At 61.3% G+C, this 16,154-nt stretch carries 9 protein-coding genes and 1 pseudogene; 7 read left to right on the top strand and 3 right to left on the bottom strand.

The window, feature by feature from the left end:
* Positions 1-5 precede the first annotated feature (5 nt).
* A complete protein-coding gene (gene putP, locus AD670_RS26285) occupies positions 6-1,490 on the bottom strand; it encodes a sodium/proline symporter PutP (protein ID WP_053139236.1) in 1,485 nt (494 codons plus the stop codon).
* A 460-nt stretch (positions 1,491-1,950) separates the two neighbouring features.
* On the opposite strand from putP, the gene putA reads away from it, so the two are divergent.
* The 3 genes from putA to AD670_RS26270 all read left to right on the top strand — a co-directional run bounded on the left by putA (position 1,951) and on the right by AD670_RS26270 (position 8,232).
* Positions 1,951-5,904, top strand: coding sequence for a trifunctional transcriptional regulator/proline dehydrogenase/L-glutamate gamma-semialdehyde dehydrogenase (gene putA, locus AD670_RS26280; RefSeq protein ID WP_053139234.1), 3,954 nt, complete (start codon positions 1,951-1,953; stop codon positions 5,902-5,904).
* Between the two features lie 208 nt (positions 5,905-6,112).
* The gene (locus AD670_RS26275) at positions 6,113-6,307 is read left to right on the top strand and encodes a hypothetical protein (RefSeq protein ID WP_053139231.1); all 195 of its coding nucleotides are present in this window, start codon (positions 6,113-6,115) and stop codon (positions 6,305-6,307) included.
* Between the two features lie 122 nt (positions 6,308-6,429).
* On the top strand, positions 6,430-8,232 hold the full coding sequence (locus tag AD670_RS26270) for an acyl-CoA dehydrogenase (RefSeq protein ID WP_053139229.1): 1,803 nt from the start codon (positions 6,430-6,432) through the stop codon (positions 8,230-8,232).
* Here AD670_RS26270 and AD670_RS26265 read toward each other — a convergent pair.
* Both AD670_RS26265 and AD670_RS26260 read right to left on the bottom strand, forming a co-directional pair.
* Positions 8,229-8,519 (bottom strand): cell division protein ZapA, encoded by a 291-nt coding sequence (locus AD670_RS26265; RefSeq protein ID WP_053139227.1) that lies wholly within the window; start codon positions 8,517-8,519, stop codon positions 8,229-8,231. The genes AD670_RS26270 and AD670_RS26265 overlap by 4 nt on opposite strands.
* The gene (locus AD670_RS26260) at positions 8,516-8,746 is read right to left on the bottom strand and encodes a hypothetical protein (RefSeq protein WP_053139224.1); all 231 of its coding nucleotides are present in this window, start codon (positions 8,744-8,746) and stop codon (positions 8,516-8,518) included. The genes AD670_RS26265 and AD670_RS26260 overlap by 4 nt, the downstream gene beginning before the upstream one ends.
* A gap of 170 nt (positions 8,747-8,916) precedes the next feature.
* Between AD670_RS26260 and AD670_RS32360 the strand changes: the two are divergent.
* The 4 genes and pseudogenes from AD670_RS32360 to mscK form a co-directional block, all read left to right on the top strand.
* Positions 8,917-9,792: pseudogene (locus AD670_RS32360) on the top strand (MCP four helix bundle domain-containing protein); the annotation flags it as partial.
* Positions 9,775-10,647: a methyl-accepting chemotaxis protein gene (locus tag AD670_RS32355; protein ID WP_371263200.1), complete on the top strand. Its 873-nt coding sequence runs from the start codon at positions 9,775-9,777 to the stop codon at positions 10,645-10,647. The pseudogene AD670_RS32360 and the gene AD670_RS32355, both read left to right, overlap by 18 nt.
* Positions 10,648-10,948: 301 nt before the next feature.
* Entirely contained in the window at positions 10,949-12,691 is a 1,743-nt protein-coding gene (locus AD670_RS26250) for a potassium/proton antiporter (protein WP_053139220.1), read from the top strand.
* A gap of 52 nt (positions 12,692-12,743) precedes the next feature.
* Positions 12,744-16,127 carry a mechanosensitive channel MscK gene (gene mscK / locus AD670_RS26245; RefSeq protein WP_053139219.1) on the top strand — a complete coding sequence of 1,128 codons (3,384 nt, stop codon included), beginning with the start codon at positions 12,744-12,746 and terminating at the stop codon, positions 16,125-16,127.
* Positions 16,128-16,154 lie beyond the last annotated feature (27 nt).

Below are 16,154 nucleotides of genomic sequence, written 5' to 3'. Positions count from 1 at the left end.
ACGAATCACTTATTGAGGTTGTAGTCTTTTTCCGCCGCATCAAAGCGCTCGACCATACCGGCTGTCGGTGCCCCCAGCTTGCTCACGAAGTAGATCGCCAGGCTGGCAAAGATGAAGCCTGGGATGATTTCGTATAGGCCCAGCAGTTCGAAGTGTTTCCACACGATCACGGTGATCGCGCCGACCAGGATGCCGGCCAGTGCGCCGTTGCGGGTCATGTTTTTCCAGATCACCGAGATCAGCACCACAGGACCGAACGCTGCGCCGAAACCGGCCCAGGCGTAGCTCACCAGGCCCAGGACGCGGTTGTTCGGGTTGGCAGCCATGGCGATGGCGATCAAGGCCACCAGCAGTACCATCAAGCGGCCGACCCATACCAGTTCAAGCTGGGAGGCGCTTTTGCGCAGGAAGGTCTTGTAGAAGTCTTCGGTCAGGGCGCTGGAACACACCAGCAACTGGCAGCTCAGGGTGCTCATGACCGCAGCCAGGATGGCCGACAGCAGTACGCCCGCGATCCATGGGTTGAACAGCAACTTGGCCAGCTCGATGAACACACGTTCGTGGTTCTCGTTGACCGGGCCCGCCACTTCCGGGTGCGCCGAGAAGTAGGCGATACCGAAGAAGCCCACCGCCACGGTGCCGCCCAGGCACAGGATCATCCAGGTCATGGAGATGCGACGGGCATTGGCGATCGATTTCACCGAATCCGCTGCCATGAAGCGCGCGAGGATGTGTGGTTGGCCGAAGTAACCCAGGCCCCAGCCCATCAGCGAGATGATGCCGATGAAGGTGGTGTTTTTCAGCATGTTGAAGTTGTCGGGGTTCTTGGCTTCGATGGCCAGGAAGGTGGTGTCGACGCCACCGGTGGCCAGCAGCACGATGATCGGCGTAAGGATCAGCGCGAAAATCATCAGCGTGGCTTGTACGGTGTCGGTCCAGCTGACTGCCAGGAAACCACCCACAAAGGTGTAGGCAATCGTCGCCGCAGCGCCGGCCCACAGCGCGGTCTCGTAGGACATACCGAAGGTGCTTTCAAACAGACGGGCACCGGCCACGATGCCGGACGCGCAGTAGATGGTGAAGAACACCAGGATCACGACCGCAGAGATGATCCGCAGCAGGCCGCTTTTATCTTCGAAACGGCTGGAGAAGTAGTCCGGCAGGGTCAGGGCGTCGCCGTTGTGCTCGGTCTGTACCCGCAGGCGACCGGCCACGAACAGCCAGTTGAGGTAGGCACCGACGATCAGGCCGATGGCGATCCAGCTTTCCGACAGGCCGGACATGTAGATCGCGCCCGGCAGGCCCATCAACAACCAGCCGCTCATGTCGGAAGCACCGGCTGACAAGGCAGTCACCACGCTACCGAGGCTGCGACCGCCCAGGATGTAATCGGAAAGGTTGTTGGTGGAGCGATAGGCCATGAAGCCGATCAGCACCATTGCTGCGATGTAGATCACGAACGTGATCAGGGTTGGATTACTAACGCTCATATGAGTGACGCCCTGGCTTTGTTTTTATGTAGCAGCGGTCTGTCAGACGGCCACCCACTGGAAGTAGGTAAACGTAACTGCGTGCCGCGCATTTATGACTGACGTTTCCCCAGGAAAGCCGCCAGCCGATGAACCAAACCATTCAGTCGGTTGCACCTTGGGCGCGAATGCTATTCAACAAAGCAAATAAGGTGCAACCAGTTTCTTGGGAATAAGTTGCACCTAGGTGTAAAACACAGAAAACACCGGTTTTTTGCTCCTTTTCGGAGCAAGAACAGCCGATCTCAGAAGCAAATGCACCAGGCCGAAGCGGATTCTGTCGAAGGCCGATTTTTTTCCGATCAAGCGTCGAAAAATTCATGCATAAAATGGGTTGCACCCGGTTGCACCTCTCCCTGAGCAAAGCTAATCTTGCCGCCAGCTGATGCCACTCGGTAGTGGCACCCATGAGGATAAGAAAATGGCTACGACCACCCTTGGGGTCAAACTCGACGACCCGACCCGCGAACGCCTGAAGGCGGCCGCGACCTCCATTGATCGCACGCCACACTGGCTGATCAAGCAGGCGATTTTCAATTACCTGGAGAAACTGGAGGGTGGTGCAACCCTGACCGAGCTCAATGGCTTGAGCAACAAGGACGCTGAAGACGCCGGCGAAGTCCACACCGACCACGCCCACCAGTGCTTCCTGGAGTTCGCCGAGAGCATCCTGCCGCAATCCGTACTGCGCGCGTCGATCACCGCCGCTTACCGTCGCCCTGAGCCGGAAGTGGTGCCGATGCTGATCGAGCAGGCCCGCCTGCCGGTACAAATGGCCGAAGCCACCAACAAGCTCGCCGCTTCGATTGCCGAAAAACTGCGCAATCAGAAGAGTGCTGGCGGCCGTGCGGGCATTGTTCAGGGCCTGCTGCAGGAATTCTCGCTGTCGTCCCAGGAAGGCGTGGCCCTGATGTGCCTGGCCGAAGCGCTGCTGCGGATCCCGGACAAAGGCACCCGCGACGCACTGATCCGCGACAAGATCAGCACCGGCAACTGGCATCCGCACCTGGGCAACAGCCCGTCGCTGTTCGTCAACGCCGCCACCTGGGGCCTGCTGCTGACCGGCAAACTGGTCGCCACCCATAACGAAGCCGGCCTCACCTCGTCCCTGAGCCGCATCATCGGCAAAAGCGGCGAGCCGATGATCCGCAAGGGCGTCGACATGGCCATGCGCCTGATGGGCGAGCAGTTCGTGACCGGCGAAACCATCGCTGAAGCCCTGGCCAACGCGAGCAAATTCGAAGCCAAGGGTTTCCGCTATTCCTACGACATGCTCGGTGAAGCCGCACTCACCGAACACGACGCGCAGAAGTACCTGGCCTCGTACGAACAAGCCATTCACTCCATCGGCAAAGCCTCCCACGGCCGTGGGATTTATGAAGGCCCGGGCATTTCCATCAAGCTCTCGGCCCTGCACCCGCGTTACAGCCGTGCGCAGTACGAGCGCGTGATGGATGAGCTGTACCCACGCCTGCTGTCCCTGACCCTGCTGGCCAAGCAATACGACATCGGCCTGAACATCGACGCCGAGGAAGCCGACCGCCTGGAGCTGTCGCTGGACCTGCTCGAACGCCTGTGCTTCGAACCGCAACTGACCGGCTGGAACGGCATTGGCTTCGTGATCCAGGCTTACCAGAAGCGTTGCCCGTATGTGATCGACTACGTCATCGACCTGGCACGCCGCAGCCGTCATCGCCTGATGATCCGCCTGGTAAAAGGCGCGTACTGGGACAGCGAGATCAAGCGCGCCCAGGTCGAAGGCCTGGAAGGCTACCCGGTGTACACCCGCAAGGTGTACACCGACGTTTCCTACATTGCCTGTGCACGCAAGCTGCTGTCGGTACCGGAAGTCATCTACCCGCAGTTCGCTACGCACAACGCCCATACCCTGTCGGCGATTTACCATATCGCCGGTCAGAACTATTACCCCGGCCAGTACGAGTTCCAATGCCTGCACGGCATGGGTGAACCGCTGTACGAGCAGGTAGTAGGCAAGGTTTCCGAAGGCAAGCTCAACCGTCCATGCCGCGTGTACGCACCGGTCGGCACTCACGAAACACTGCTGGCGTACCTGGTGCGTCGCCTGCTGGAAAACGGCGCCAACACTTCGTTCGTCAACCGCATCGCCGACCAGTCCATCTCGATCCAGGAGCTGGTGGCCGACCCAGTGGCCAGCATCGAGCAGATGGCGACGCTGGAAGGCGGCTTCGGCCTGCCGCACCCGCGTATCCCACTGCCGCGTGACCTGTACGGCAGCGACCGCGCCAACTCGGCGGGTATCGACCTGGCCAACGAACACCGCCTGGCGTCGCTGTCCTGCGCCCTGCTGGCCACCGCGCACAACAACTGGAAGGCCGCGCCGATGCTCGGTTGCGCCGCCAGCGATCAAGCGGCGGCACCGGTATTGAACCCGTCCGACCTGCGTGACGTGGTCGGTCACGTGCAAGAAGCCACCGTCGAAGACGTCGACAACGCGATCCAGTGCGCCATCAGCGCCGGTCCGATCTGGCAGGCCACCCCGCCCGCCGAGCGGGCCGCGATCCTGGAACGTGCCGCCGACCTGATGGAAGGCGAGATCCAGCCGCTGATGGGCCTGCTGGCTCGTGAAGCCGGCAAGACCTTCGCCAACGCCATCGCCGAAGTGCGTGAGGCCGTGGACTTCCTGCGCTACTACGCGGTGCAGGCCCGCAACGACTTCACCAATGACGCCCACCGCCCATTGGGCCCAGTGGTGTGCATCAGTCCGTGGAACTTCCCGCTGGCGATTTTCAGTGGGCAAGTGGCTGCCGCACTGGCCGCCGGCAACCCGGTCCTGGCCAAGCCTGCTGAACAAACCCCGCTGGTGGCTGCACAAGCCGTGCGCATCCTGCTCGAAGCCGGTATTCCGGAAGGCGTGCTGCAATTGCTGCCGGGCCAGGGCGAAAGCGTCGGTGCCCGCCTGGTGGGTGATGATCGCGTCAAGGGCGTGATGTTCACTGGCTCCACCGAAGTCGCGCGCCTGCTGCAACGCAATGTCGCTGGTCGCCTGGATGCCCAGGGCCGTCCGATCCCGCTGATCGCCGAAACCGGCGGCCAGAACGCAATGATCGTCGACTCCTCGGCACTCACCGAACAAGTGGTCATCGACGTGGTGTCCTCGGCCTTCGACAGCGCCGGCCAACGCTGCTCGGCCCTGCGCGTGTTGTGCCTGCAGGAAGATTCCGCAGACCGTGTGATCGAAATGCTCAAGGGCGCCATGGCTGAATGCCGCCTGGGCAACCCGGAGCGCCTGTCGGTGGACATCGGCCCGGTGATCGACGCCGAAGCCAAGGCCGGCATCGAGAAACACATCCAGGCCATGCGCGACAAAGGCCGCAATGTGTATCAGGTGGCGATTGCCGACGGTGAAGAAATCAAGCGCGGCACCTTCGTGATGCCAACCTTGATCGAGCTGGAAAGCTTCGACGAACTGCAACGTGAGATTTTCGGGCCGGTGCTGCACGTGGTGCGCTACAAGCGCAAGGAGATCGACCAGCTCATCGGCCAGATCAACGCCTCCGGCTATGGCCTGACCCTGGGCGTGCACACCCGTATCGACGAGACCATCGCCAAGGTGATCGACAACGTCAATGCCGGTAACGTCTACGTGAACCGTAACATCGTCGGTGCCGTGGTCGGCGTACAGCCTTTCGGCGGCGAAGGCCTGTCGGGCACCGGCCCGAAAGCCGGTGGTCCGTTGTACCTGTACCGCCTGCTCTCGACCCGTCCTACCGATGCGATCGAACAATCCTTCGTACGCGGCGACAAGCTGGCGACACCGGATGTACGTCTGCGCGACGCCATGAGCCAACCGCTGACCGCCCTGAAAACCTGGGCCGACAGCAATAAGTTCAGCGAGCTGAGTGCGCTGTGCAGCCAGTTCGCCGCGCAATCCCAAAGCGGTATCACTCGTCAGTTGGCTGGCCCGACCGGCGAGCGCAACAGCTACGCCATCCTGCCCCGCGAGCACGTGCTGTGCCTGGCGGAAGTGGAAGGCGATCTGTTGACGCAACTGGCGGCAGTGCTGGCGGTGGGTGGCTCAGCGGTATGGCCGGAAACTGACCTGACCAAGGCGTTGTTCTCACGCCTGCCGAAGGAAATTCAGGCGAAGATCAAGCGCGTGGCCGACTGGACCAAGGACGAGGTGGTGTTTGACGCCGTCCTGCACCACGGCGATTCCGACCAACTGCGTGCGGTGTGCCAGCAAGTGGCGCAACGTGGTGGGGCGATTGTCGGGGTGCATGGCTTGTCGCAAGGCGAGACCACAATTGCCTTGGAGCGCCTGGTGATTGAGCGTGCGTTGAGCGTTAACACCGCTGCTGCCGGCGGTAACGCCAGCTTGATGACTATCGGCTAGTCGTCACCGATCATTCCCACGCCGCGTGGGAATGATCTCAAAACCTGGTGCCCGCAATGGGCACCCGCTTTCGCCGGCATCGTTACCGTTCATCGGCCCTGGTATTTCTAACAGCTATCCCATCACCGCCCATTCAAGTACTTCTTAAATCCCCCGGTTGAGATGTTTGCCGTTTTATCGGAGAACCCACTAATCAGGAGATATCCACATGACCGCCTCGAAAAGCCATGACGACGCACATATTCAAGTTATCGAGGACGCGACTCGCCGCGAGCTTTACCTTTACTCAAACCCTGGAGACATCATCTCGGGAAGGAAACTCATTAGAAAAGTCTGGACCGCAGACTCGCAAGGCAAATGGAAAGTCGAACTCCAAATGGAGGCGACCGAGGATAAATACTAAAACGCTTAAAGGAGCCGCACCCTCGGCTCCTTTTTCTACTTGCCCATCACTCATATCAATCATCCTGTTCACCCCTTCCTCCTCTCACTAGACTCGGCTCACTTCACAAAAGGTAAGCCGCCATGTCCGAGACGCTGCTCAGTTCCCGCAATCTGGCTTTCGAGCTGTACGAAGTCCTCGATGCCGAGGGCCTGACCCAGCGCGAGCGGTTTGCCGAGCACAATCGCGAAACGTTCGATGCCGCGATCAGCACGGCGCGCAGCATCGCCGAAAAGCACTTCGCCCCCCACAACCGTAAGAACGACGAAAACGAACCGCGCTACGAAAACGGCGCAGCCATCCTGATTCCGGAAGTCAAACCGGCGGTGGATGCGTTCCTTGAAGCCGGCTTCCTCAATGCGGCCCGCAGCTTCGAAGCCGGCGGCATGCAGTTGCCGACCCTGCTGTCCCAAGCCTGCTTCGCACACTTCCAATCCGCCAACGCGGCCTCGACGTCCTACCCGTTCCTGACCATGGGCGCCGCCAACCTGATCGAAAGCTTCGGCACAGAGGAGCAAAAACAACGCTTCCTGCAGCCCATGATCGAGGGCCGCTTCTTCGGCACCATGGCCCTGACCGAGCCCCATGCCGGCTCATCGCTGTCGGATATTCGTACGCGCGCGGAGCCAGCGACTGACGGCAGTTATCGACTCAAGGGCAACAAGATCTTCATCTCCGGCGGCGACCACCCGCTGTCGGAAAACATCGTGCACATGGTGCTGGCCAAACTGCCGGACGCGCCGGCCGGGGTGAAGGGCATTTCGCTGTTTATCGTGCCAAAATTCCTGGTCAACGAAGATGGCAGCCTGGGCGAACGTAACGATGTCCTGCTGGCCGGGCTGTTTCACAAGATGGGCTGGCGTGGCACCACATCCACAGCACTGAATTTCGGCGATAACGGCAACTGCGTCGGCTATCTGGTGGGCAAGCCGCACCAGGGCCTGAGCTGCATGTTCCAGATGATGAACGAGGCGCGCATCGGGGTCGGCATGGGCGCGGTGATGCTCGGCTACGCCGGCTATCTGTATTCCCTGGAGTACGCCCGCGAACGCCCGCAAGGCCGCCTGCCCGACAGCAAAGACCCAAGCACCGCACCCGTTTCGATCATTCAGCACGCCGATATCAAGCGCATGCTGCTGACCCAGAAGGCCTATGTGGAAGGCGCCTTCGACCTGGGTCTGTACGCCGCGCGCCTGTTCGATGACACCACGACACTGGAAACCGAGACCGAGCGTAAACAGGCCCACGAACTGCTGGACCTGCTCACGCCCATCGTCAAATCCTGGCCGTCGGAGTTCTGCCTCAAGGCCAATGAACTGGCGATCCAGATCCTCGGCGGCCATGGCTATACCCGCGAATATCCGGTGGAGCAGTACTACCGCGACAACCGCCTGAACCCGATCCACGAAGGCACCCATGGCATCCAGTCCCTGGACTTGCTGGGGCGCAAATTGGCGCAGAACGGCGGCGCGGGGCTGAAGCAACTGATCCGACTGATCGCCGATACGGGCTCGCGGGCGCAGGCATATCCAGGCCTGACGGCGCTAAGAGAGCCGCTGGAACACCTGGTCACCCGCCTGCAAAGCGTGACCCTCGGCCTGCTGACAGATCTCGCCCAGGGCAAGGTCAACAGCAGCCTGGCGAACTCGGCGCTGTACCTGAAGGTATTTGGGCATACGGTGATTGGCTGGCGCTGGCTGGAACAGGCGATTCGCGCCGAAGAAGGCTTGGCCAAGGGGAATGCGGCGGATGTCGCCTTCTATAAAGGCAAGCTCCAGGCCGCCCGGTATTTCCTGACCTGGGAAGTGCCGGGCTGCCATCATGAACTGGCGATTCTGGAGGCACGGGATGATACGTGCCTGGGGATGCAGGATGAGTGGTTCTAAGACTGGATCGCCTTGGAAATCACCTCGACCGTGGCGCTGACTTGCTCTTGGTAACGGTCGAGTTCCTGCTGGTGGGCCTGCTGCATTTCGATGTGCTCGGCGCACAGGTTCAGCGCCGCCAGTACCAGTAATTTGTCACCGATCAGGGTCGGGTACTTTTTCTTGGTAGTGGCCAGGGAGGCCTTGAGCATCGTCACGGCGTGCATCAAGGTTTTATCTTCCCCGGCCGGCGCCTTGATCGAGTAATCCTCTCCGAGAATCGAAACGACCTTTATCCCTTCATTCATGCGCTGACGGGCCCTACGCTCACACGCTCAACCAACGCCTGGATACGTGCCGCCGTGGCACCGTGCTTTTCTTCCTGTTCCATCAGGCTCAGTTGCAGGCTGTCGTTCTCATCCTTGGCGGTGGCCAGTTCGGCCTTGAGGGATGCATTGGCGCCCAGCAGGTCTTGATTCTGCTGTACGAGGTCACTGACCAGTTGTTCCAACTGACTGAGGGATGCTTCTAACATTTTGATTTCTCGGGCTTTTTCAAAGGGCGGTGACGATAAAGAAAATTCACCTCGGATGCCAGGGTTATCCCCGGCGCGCAGCCCGTTTTTTAAGGGCCGGGCCACACTTTCGAGCCTTAGTGACTGCATTTCCCCCATCTGGTTCCTGAATCGGCGCAACCCCTCGTCAGATGCGGCAAAAACGCACAGGCCCTTCAGACTTTAACCGTGCGCCCGATAGAGAGGGACACCCCGTCTCATGGCCGCAAGGATCGCGCTTCCCCCAGGATTCCCGCATGTCACTTCGTAATATGAATATTGCTCCGAGGGCCTTCCTCGGCTTCGCGTTTATTGGCGCGTTGATGTTGTTTCTCGGCGTATTCGCCCTGAACCAGATGAGCAAGATCCGTGGCGCTACCCAAGACATCACCCTGTCCAGCGTGCCGAGCATTCGCGCCCTGGATGATTTCACCCAACTGACCCTGCGCCTGCGGGTGCTGTCGTACCGCTTGCTGACCAACCGCGAGCCGGACGTGCAGCAAAAGACCCTGGAAGCGTTCGAACTGCGTAACCAGCAAATCCGTACCGCCCAGGGTGTCTACGAAAAACTGATTGAAAGCAGCGAAGAACGCAGCACCTATAACGAATACGTACGCTTGCTCGACCAGTACCACCAGATCGAAGAGCGCATGAAGAGCCTGTCACGCGCCAATCAGGTGGACCAGCTGCGCAGCCTGCTCAACAGCGAGTTGCTGAGCAACTCCGAGCAGGTCAACGCTGTGCTGACGCGCCTGCTGGACCTCAATAACAAGATGGCCCTGGCCACTAACCAGGAGGCCGAAGACCAATACAACTCGGCGTTCAACCTGGTCGTAGGCCTGTTGGTGATCGCTACACTGCTGACCCTGCTGTTCGCCTGGCTGCTGACCCGCAGCATCACCCTGCCGATTTCCCAAGCGCTCGAAGCGGCGGAAGAAGTCGCCGAAGGCAACCTCACGCGGCCGATCAAGGTCGACGGCAACGACGAAGCCGGGCGCCTGCTGGCGGCCATGGCCAAGATGCAGGACAAGCTGCGCGACACCCTGCAACGCATCGCCGGCTCCGCCACTCAACTGGCCTCCGCGGCTGAAGAGCTGAACGCCGTCACCGACGAAAGCGCCCGCGGCCTGACCCGGCAAAACAACGAAATCGAACAAGCGGCCACCGCCGTTAACGAGATGACCAGCGCCGTCGAAGAAGTCGCACGCAATGCAGTGAGCACCTCCGAAGCTTCGCGCAATGCCACCACTTCTGCTGGCGACGGCCGCGACCTGGTGCAAGAGACTGTCAGCGCCATCGAACGCATGAGTGGCGACGTGCAGGCCACTGCCACGCTGATTGGCGAACTGGCCAATGAGTCGCGCGATATCGGCAAAGTACTCGACGTGATTCGCGGCCTGGCCGACCAGACCAACCTGCTGGCCCTGAACGCGGCGATTGAAGCCGCGCGCGCCGGTGAAGCCGGGCGTGGATTTGCAGTGGTGGCCGATGAAGTGCGGGCACTGGCCCATCGTACCCAGCAGTCCACCAGCGAGATCGAGCGGATGATCGGCAGTATCCAGGCCGGCACCGAACACGCGGTGGACTCGATGCGCAACAGCACCGAACGCGCGGAGTCGACGTTGAATATCGCCAAAGGCGCAGGGATGTCGCTGGACACCATCAACACGGCGATTGTGGAGATCAACGAGCGCAACCTGGTGATCGCCAGCGCGGCGGAAGAACAGGCGCAGGTGGCACGGGAAGTGGACCGTAACCTGGTGAATATCCGTGACCTGTCGGTGCAGTCGGCCACCGGCGCCAGCCAGACCAGTGCGGCGAGCAATGAGCTGTCGCGCCTGGCGGTGGATTTGAATGGGATGGTTGGCCGCTTCCGCCTCTAGCCCTAATGCCGGTCAGTTAACACTTTTTGTAGGAGCGAGCTTGCTCGCGAAAAACGCCCAGGCAACGCATTCATTCTCGATAAGCGCGGTGGCCCTGAGTTCTTCGCGAGCAAGCTCGCTCCTACAGTGAATCACTTTCGCTTAACTGAACGGCATTAGGGCTTGCCCCTCCCACATTTAGTTATGCGTGAATCAGAAAAAGCTTTTTGACAGCACAGCAATTCAACAGGTTAGAATCCCTGGCACGCAGACTGCATGGTCAGTTTGCGCCTCGCCTTATTTTGCTCATGGAGTACTGCCTTTGAATGCGACGACCATCAACAGCCTGTTCTTGATCGGCGCGTTGCTGGTGAGTGCGAGCATTCTGGTGAGTTCTCTGTCCTCGCGCCTGGGCATCCCAATCCTGGTGATCATCCTCGCCGTGGGCATGATCGCCGGCGTCGACGGCGGCGGCATCATCTTCGATAACTACCCGACCGCCTACCTGGTGGGCAACCTCGCGCTGGCGGTGATCCTGCTCGACGGCGGTTTGCGCACACGGGTGGCGAGTTTCCGCGTGGCACTCTGGCCGGCGTTGTCGCTGGCCACGGTGGGGGTGTTGATTACCACCGGCCTCACGGGCATGGCGGCGGCCTGGCTGTTCAACCTGAATATTATTCAAGGCTTGCTGATCGGCGCGATTGTCGGCTCCACCGACGCCGCAGCGGTGTTCTCGCTGCTGGGCGGCAAGGGCCTGAACGAACGGGTTACCGCCAGCCTTGAGATCGAATCCGGCAGCAACGACCCGATGGCGGTGTTCCTCACCGTCACCCTGATCGACATGCTCGCCAGCGGCCAGACCGGCCTGCACTGGAGCCTGCTGACCCATCTGGTGCGCGAGTTCGGCATCGGTGGCCTCGTCGGCCTTGGCGGCGGCTGGCTGATGCTGCAAATGGTCAACCGCATCAATCTGGCCACCGGCCTGTACCCGATCCTGGTGATCGCCGGCGGCCTGTTCGTGTTCGCCGTGACCAACGCCCTGCACGGCAGCGGCTTCCTCGCCGTGTACCTGTGCGGCCTGGTGATCGGCAACCGCCCGGTGCGTAGCCGTCATGGCATTTTGCATATGCTCGACGGCATGGCCTGGCTGGCACAGATCGGCATGTTTTTGGTACTGGGCCTGCTGGTCACGCCCCATGACTTGCTGCCGATTGCCCTGCCGGCCCTGGGCCTGGCGCTGTGGATGATCCTGTTCGCGCGGCCGCTGTCGGTGATAGTCGGCTTGCTGCCGTTCAAAGCGTTCCACGGTCGCGAAAAGGCCTTTATCGCCTGGGTCGGCCTGCGCGGCGCGGTACCGATCATCCTGGCGGTGTTCCCGCTGATGGCCGGCCTGCCCCATGCGCAGCTGTACTTCAACCTGGCGTTCTTTATCGTGCTGGTGTCGCTGCTGGTACAGGGCACAAGCCTGCCGTGGGTGGCCAAGCTGCTGAAAGTGACCGTCCCGCCAGACCCGGCGCCGATCTCCCGCGCAGCCCTGGAAGTGCACGTCACCAGCGAGTGGGAGCTGTTCGTCTATCGCCTCGGCGCGGAAAAATGGTGCATCGGCGCGGCCCTGCGCGAGCTGAAAATGCCCGAAGGCACGCGCATCGCCGCCCTGTTCCGTGGCCAGCAACTGCTCCATCCGTCGGGTAGTACGGTGCTGGAAGTCGGCGATCTGCTCTGCGTGATCGGCCACGAACACAATCTGCCGGCCCTGGGCAAACTGTTCAGCCAGGCCCCGCAACGCGGCCTGGATTTGCGCTTCTTCGGCGACTTCGTACTCGAAGGCGACGCCCAACTGGGCGCGGTTTCGGCGCTGTATGGCCTCAAGCTCGAAGGGATCGACCCGGACATGCCGCTGAGCCGTTTCATCACCCAGAAAGTCGGCGGCGCGCCGGTCGTAGGCGACCAGGTGGAGTGGAACAACACCATCTGGACCGTCGCGGTCATGGACGGGAACAAGATCGGCAAAGTGGGCGTCAGATTCCCCGAAGGAAGTCGCCCGGGCCCCGGACTCTTCCTCTAAACTGCGGAGCGATAACACGCTCCCGATTCTTCACCTTGCTCGATCGGTCTCTATGCCTACCCTGCGCACTTTTCTCGCCACTGCCCTGCTGGGCCTGACCCTTTGTGTCGGCAGCGTACATGCTGCCGAACCGCCCAGCGCCGACGCCATCCAGCAAACCCTGGACAAGCTGCCGGATCGCAAACTGCCCGACGCCGACATGAAGGCGCTGCAGTCGGTCCTGCAGCAGACCCTGACCTACCTGGGCAACAAGCAGGATTACGAGCAGCGCCTGGTCGATCTCAAGCGCCAGCTCGAAGACGCCCCGCGCCAGACCACGGACAATCAGCGCGAGCTGACCCGGCTCAAGGCCACCAAGGTCGTCCCGGTCGCCCAACGCTACGCCTCGCTGCCGGTACCGCAGCTTGAACAATTGCTGGTGCAGCGCACCACCCAGCAAGGCGACCTGCAAAAGGAACTGGCCGACGCCAACAGCCTGACCATCGCGGCCCAGACTCGCCCCGAGCGCGCCCAGACCGAAATCAGCAGCAGCCAGACGCGCATCCAGCAGATCAATTCGACCCTCAAGGCCGGCAAGGACAATGGCAAGGCCCTCAGCGGCGACCAGCGCAACCAACTGAATGCAGAACTCGCGGCGCTCAATGCGCTGATCCCCCTGCGCCGCCAGGAACTGGCTGGCAACAGCCAACTGCAAGACCTGGGCAACAGCCAACACGACCTGGTGGTGGAAAAGACCGCGCGCCTGGAACAAGAGATCCAGGACCTGCAAACCCTGATCAACCAGAAGCGTCTGGCCCAGTCCCAGCAGACCGTTACCCAGCAGTCCATCGAAGCGCAAAAGGCCGGCGGCAGCAGCCTGCTGGCCACGGAAAGCGCGGCCAACCTGAAGCTCTCCGACTACCTGCTCAAGAGCACCGACCGCCTCAACGACCTGACCCAGAAGAACCTGCAGACCAAGCAGCAACTGGACACCGTGACCCAGAGCGATTCGGCCCTGGACGAGCAGATCAACGTGCTCAAGGGCAGCCTGCTGCTGTCGAAGATTCTGTATAAGCAGAAACAAGCCCTGCCGCGTCTGACCGTGGACCGCGACCTGGCGGACGACATCGCCAACATTCGCCTGTACCAGTTTGAGGTCAACCAACAGCGCGAGCTGATCAGCTCTCCCAGCACTTATGTGGACAACCTGCTGGCCAACCAGCCGCCAGCCGACGTCACCCCGCAACTGCGCCGCACCCTGCTGGAACTGGCGATTACCCGCAGCGACCTGCTGGAGCGCCTGAGCCGTGAGTTGAGCGCGCTGCTCAACGAATCCATCACCCTGCAACTGAACCAGAAACAACTGCTCAGCACCGCTACCACCCTGCGCGCGACGCTGGATGAACAGATGTTCTGGATCCCCAGTAACAAGCCGCTGGACACTGAGTGGCTGGAAACCGTGCCGGCGCACCTGAGCAAGCAAGTCACCACCCTGCCCTGGGCCTCCAGCGTCAGCGAGTTGTACGACGGCCTGACCCAGCGCCCGTTGCTGTTTCTGCCATTGCTGCTGTTGATCGGCGCGCTGCTGTGGCGACGCAAAGCCCTGTACCAACGCCTGAACAAGGTCCACCTGGACATCGGCCACTTCAAGCGCGACAGCCAGTGGCACACGCCGCAAGCCATCTTGATCAATATCCTGCTGGCCATGCCGGTGTCGTTGGGACTGGCGTTGTGCGGCTACGCGCTGCAGATCGACGCGCGCGGGCAAAACGCCAACCTGGGTTCCGCCCTGCTGCAACTGGCCCAGGCCTGGCTGGTGTTCTACACCGCCTACCGAATTCTTGCGCCGGGTGGCGTGGCCGAGCTGCACTTCCGCTGGGAAAAGCCCCAGGTCGAATTCCTCCAGGGCTGGGTACGCAAGCTCGGGCTGGTGGTATTGGCCCTGGTGGCCGTGGTGGCGATTGCCGAGCATCAACCGGCAGCGCTGGCCGACGACGTGCTGGGCATCGGCGTCGTGCTGACCTGCTACGCCCTGATGGCCTGGCTGCTGGGCCGCCTGCTGCTGCACAGCCCGACCCACGAAAAAGCCTCGCTGTTCCGCAAAGCCGTGGGCCTGGTGTTCACCGCGCTGCCGATCGCCCTGTTCATTGCCGTGTGCTTTGGCTACTACTACACCGCCCTCAAGCTCAGCGACCGGCTGATCAACACCCTGTACCTGCTGATGTTCTGGCTGGTGATCGAAGCGACCTTCGTCCGCGGCCTCGGCGTTGCCGCACGGCGCCTGGCCTATTCCCGCGCCTTGGCCAAACGCCAGGCGGCCAAGGAAGCCGGCGAAGGCGAAGTCGTGATCGAAGAGCCGACCCTGGACATCGAACAGGTCAACGAACAGTCCATGCGCCTGATTCGCCTGGCTCTGCTCGGCGGCTTTATCGCCGCGCTGTACTGGGTGTGGTCGGACCTGATCTCGGTGTTTTCGTACCTGGATAACGTCACCCTGTACGAATACACCAGCGGCACCGGTGCCAATATCAGCATGGTGCCGATCAGCATCGGCGACTTGCTTGGCGCGCTGATCATCATCGGTATCACCTTCGCACTGGCACGTAACCTGCCAGGTTTGCTGGAAGTACTCGTACTGTCCAAGCTCGACCTGGCCCAGGGCAGCGCCTACGCCACCACCACATTGCTGTCGTACGTGATCGCTGGCGTGGGCTTCGTGTCCACGCTGTCCACCCTCGGTGTGAGCTGGGACAAGTTGCAATGGCTGGTCGCCGCGCTGTCGGTGGGCTTGGGCTTCGGCATGCAGGAGATCTTCGCGAACTTCATCTCCGGCATCATGATCCTGTTCGAGCGCCCGGTGCGCATCGGCGACACCATCACCATCGGTAACCTGTCGGGCACGGTGAGCAAGATCCGCATCCGCGCCACCACCATTACCGACTTCGACCGCAAGGACATCATTGTCCCGAACAAGACGTTTATTACCGGGCAACTGATCAACTGGTCGCTGACCGACACCATTACCCGCGTCACCCTCAAGCTGGGCGTGGACTACGGTTCCGACCTGGACCTGGTGAAGGAGTTGTTACTCAAGGCCGCGCGCGAAAACCCAAGGGTGTTGAAGGAGCCGGAACCCCACGTGTACTTCCTCAACTTCGGCGAAAGCACCCTCGACCACGAACTGCGCATGCATGTGCGTGACCTGGGCGACCGCAACCCGGTAATCGACGAAGTGAACCGCTTTATCAACCGCGAGTTCAAGAACCACCACATCAACATCTCGTTCCGACAGATGGAGGTGTACCTCAAAAACCTCCACGGCCAGGAATACAAGCTGGTACCGGTGGAAGACGAGAAGCGCACCATCGTCGGGCCGGCCGAGGCGCAAGATGTGCCGGAGCCGCCAGCCGGCAAAGTGGCGGATGCACCCGAGCCACCGCCGAGCAAACTCGACTAAACGCCCTATCCCCAGCAGAATGCTCGG

Origin of the sequence: Pseudomonas sp. MIACH (assembly GCF_001269925.1) — a bacterium.
GTDB lineage: Bacteria > Pseudomonadota > Gammaproteobacteria > Pseudomonadales > Pseudomonadaceae > Aquipseudomonas.
Note: the sequence above shows the minus strand (reverse complement) of the source record. Positions and strands in the feature narration are given on the sequence as shown.